The organism is Nocardia sp. 852002-20019_SCH5090214 (assembly GCF_001665865.1).
GTDB classification, from domain to species: Bacteria; Actinomycetota; Actinomycetes; order Mycobacteriales; family Mycobacteriaceae; genus Nocardia; species Nocardia nova.
This window is the reverse complement of record NZ_LZMK01000390.1, coordinates 1-3193: the sequence shown is the minus strand read 5'-3', so window position 1 is coordinate 3193 and position 3193 is coordinate 1. Positions and strand designations below refer to the sequence as shown.

The following is a 3193-nucleotide window of genomic DNA, read 5'->3' as shown; positions in this document are numbered from 1 at the left end:
CGGGCGGGTGGGGTGATCATGGTGGCATAGCCCTCGTCGGAGAGCACATTCAAGAACCGGCGCGCCATGTCGTACAAACCGTCCCTTTGGCGCGCGTATAAACCCTGCGCGTCGAGGATGCGCTGGGCCGCCCTGTCATGATTGTGGTGGCGCAGGATCAGAATGGGGGTTTGGTCCTGGTCGCTGGACAGCCATTCGGCGACATGGAGCAAATCACCCTCGACACACGCGGCCGCCAGAAGATACAACGCCAAAAGTTCTTGAGCGCCACCATCGAAATACGAATCGACGCGAGCGTTCGCTCGCTCCGACGCCGATCCCGAAGCACCAGAGACGAAGAAGGAGGCCAGCTTTCGCGCGGCAGCCAATGTGCGCACTCGGGCGAGCAGGTCGACCCAGAACCCGCACACCGGATGCCCGGTCACCGCCTGGAGATCACACAGCCACACTCGGCCGCGCTGTTCACGACCGAACACGGTGTGACGGTAGAGGTCGGGCTTGTTGGAGGTCGCCATCACCGGACCCCACGCACTCAGCACCGCCGGGATCGCCCATGCCATTGTTTTGCCGGTGCGTTGCCCGGCCGCGATGAACACACCCATCTCGGCCGGCACGAACAACTCCACTCCCCCGACGACGGTGCGGCCCAACGGCGGCCCCGGCAGCGCCCGCACCTCCGGTGGCGCGTCTTTGAGCAGCCGCTCGCCAGCGGTCGCGTTGTCCTGCTGTCGCGCAGCAGAAATGTGTCGCGGCGACACCATCGTGCGCGCCGCCTTATCGATGTCGCTGCGCCGCATCGCTGCCCACCGCCTGCGAAACACGCTCGCGAGCGCCACGACGACTGCGAGCGCCACGACGAAGATCGCGCTGGACTGCCACGGCCACCGATGCTGGCCGACCATCACCTGCAACAGCGCTGCTACTGGGTGCGCGGTGATGGGCAGTCCGGCGCACCAACTACCGGCCGACAGTGCACCCCATGCGAGCAGCGCCACAGCGATGACACCTAGGGCGATGAGCAGCAGCCAGGTTTCCTCGCCGAGCACGCCGGTGGTTCGGCGCCGCGTCTGCCGCGCCATCACGCCGCCCCCGCTGGGGACAACACTGTGAACAGCTGTGCATAACCCGGGCCGAGGGCCATCACAAGCTCACCTCCCGATCGAGCTGGGAAACAACCTCTTCCGCTGCCGGGTCGGTGGCGGGCGGGGACCATTCGCCGATGTCGGTATCGGGGAGGGCCACATCCACGGCGGTGCTGATCGCGGCACCTGTACCGTCACCGCGCATTGGAGCATCTGCAGCCTCGACCCGGCTACCGTGAGTGACCGGTATTGCCGGGTCTGCGGTCGTGGCGGGCGCCGAGGTGAGCTGGTTCCGGTAAGCCTCTGCGGCGGCACGGGCGAGGTCGCGGTGTTCGAGCAGCTGGGCGATGCGTCCCAGCTGTGGATCGGATGGTTGTGTGGCCCAGTAGGTTCCATCGCGGCCGGTGGTGTAGGCCGTCTGTACCTGGTCGTCGGTGAGTCCGATGGCAAGGGCGTCACGGCGCGCGGCGCTCAGGCCGGCCCGCAGGCGGTCGAGCCGGGCAATACGGGCTTGGTCGTCTACTCCGTTGAGCCCGTCGGCGATGGTGCTGTGCTCGGCGGCGAGATCCTGTACTTCTCGCAGGGCATCGGCGTGGCGGCGTTGCCATGTTTCGGTGTCGCTGTAGTCGGCCGAGATCGGTGCATCGCGAACTGCTCGGGGCAGCAGCATTTTTCGTGCGTCGCGGCCGTCGTCGAGATCGGCTGCTGCCTCCTCGGTCTCGAGCAGTTCGTCGGTGTTGGCGATGACCGCGTCGACCTTCGCGAGGCTCGGCAACGCGACTGCCGGATTTCTGGGTGCGCCCAGCGTGCGCTCGACCGCGGTTCGGCGATCGATATCGGTATCCGCTCGCGTCGTCGGCGCCAGGGTGGTGCCCATGTTGGGTTGCAGGTACGGGTAGCGGCGTGCGGCGTCTTGGGTGGAGCCGGTGATCGTGCCGGTGCCGTGCCCGGTGATCAGGCGGGCTTGTTGCAGGGTGCGCCAGATGTCGTCGTCGATCGCTACCTCGCCGGTGACGCGGGCGCGCGCGATTTGGTCGTAGTTGCGGCGCGCGATCTCCGGTTGGGTTCGCCATCCGGCAACTACTCGTTGCAGTCCCGCCCAGGTGCCGCGCCAGTGTTCGGACTCGTGGCGTGCCCAGCGGATCGCCAACTCGTCTGCGCGGGAGTTGAATTCGGCGCGCGCCTCGGCGGTAGCGGCGGAGGGCGCGATCTCGCGGAGCTGGTAGTAGCGGGCGAAGTCGGCGCGCAGCTGCCGCTCGGTAGGTGAGGTGGCGTCGCGGTAGTAGTCGGGGTTGGTGAATCCCAGCGGCTCGTCCAGCGCGGTCACGGCGCCACCTCCGGGCCGTGATCCGTCGTGCCGGACGGTCGCCCGGTGTCTGGGTCGGTGGTCTCGGGCCAATAGTCGGGCTGACCGGGCAGTGCGGTATCGATCGCTTTGCTGATCCCACCGCTGGTGTCGCGTGTTGCGGCGCGTTCGAGGGCGTCGATGTCGTTGGCCAAAGCCAGCTCGGTGTTCATGCGGGCCAGCGCGCGGGCGGGTTGCGGGCCTGGTTCGGTGTTGTGGTGGCGGTCGCCGGTCAGCCATTCGGCATCGACCAGTTCCTCGGTCTGCTTGGCGATGGTGTTGCGCGCGTGGGCGAGATCTTCGGACAGGGTTTCGATCCGCGTGTGGGCGTGGTCGAGCTCGTTTTCCAGTTCCCGGATCCGGGCGCGATCGGTGCCAGCGCGGGCCTCGGCGAGGGTGAGTGCGTGGGCGAGGTGTTCCAGCCGTCCCAGCAGTGGGTGGGCGGGTTGCTGGTCCCAGCCCACGCCGGCGAGCCCGAGGTCGTGGGCAGTGTCGATCTCGCTGATCGGCACCCCGCTCCGGACGGCGTCGAGGTAGGCGCGACGCAAATCGTCTTCGATGCCGTTGATCGCCGTCAACCGCCACTCGCCGGGACCGGCAGCCGGGCTGTCGGGTGCTGGGTGATGTTGCCAGTCGATGTAGCGCTTCACCGAGTCCTGCACCGCGCGTAGCGCGGTCGCGCGCACAGCGTCGGGGTCGTCGGGACCGAACCGGACTGCCAGCGGGCTGGCTACGGCGCGGGATCGAAACGCTGTGTGCGGCATCG

General features: G+C 67.9%; 3 protein-coding genes. All 3 read right to left on the bottom strand.

Annotation, left to right across the window (positions count from 1 at the left end; genetic code table 11):
• Positions 1–1079 (bottom strand): type IV secretory system conjugative DNA transfer family protein (locus tag A5780_RS32195; protein WP_197521929.1); only part of this gene is annotated, 1079 nt, incomplete at its 3' end.
• A gap of 61 nt (positions 1080–1140) precedes the next feature.
• Positions 1141–2409, bottom strand: a complete 1269-nt coding sequence (locus A5780_RS32190; protein WP_064910928.1) for a hypothetical protein — start codon at positions 2407–2409, stop codon at positions 1141–1143.
• Positions 2406–3193 (bottom strand): hypothetical protein (locus A5780_RS32185; RefSeq protein WP_064910926.1); only part of this gene is annotated, 788 nt, incomplete at its 5' end. The genes A5780_RS32190 and A5780_RS32185, both read right to left, overlap by 4 nt.